The sequence below is a fragment of the Halomonas sp. SIMBA_159 genome, assembly GCF_046536035.1.
GTDB lineage: Bacteria > Pseudomonadota > Gammaproteobacteria > Pseudomonadales > Halomonadaceae > Vreelandella > Vreelandella venusta_A.
The window spans coordinates 1-264 of record NZ_JAWJBT010000789.1 but is presented as its reverse complement, the minus strand read 5'-3'; the positions used below and the strand labels follow the sequence as shown (position 1 = coordinate 264).

Below are 264 nucleotides of genomic sequence, written 5' to 3'. Positions count from 1 at the left end.
CACATGGTATTGCCTGCGTTCATGGTCATCATATCGGTTTTACGGGCCACCCCGACACCTTCAATTTTCACTGTGGAAGATGCCGTGGTGAATTTGGCTTCCGCTTCAGTCGTACCGGAAACAATGCCTTTTTTATCGCCGCCTGCATCGCCGGTGCTGCACGAAAACTGGCTGCTTTTCAGGGCAATACTATTGCCACCATCCGCGGTGACTGTTGTGCTTCCATCGGCCAGATCGGCCGACTTCGCATTGTTTCCGTAAGGG

Annotated in this window: 1 protein-coding gene; it reads right to left on the bottom strand. The window is 53.0% G+C overall.

Annotation, left to right across the window (positions count from 1 at the left end; translation table 11 throughout):
- A partial coding sequence (locus R0J87_RS21375; RefSeq protein WP_498888808.1) for a DUF4150 domain-containing protein occupies nt 1–264 on the bottom strand: 264 nt, incomplete at both ends.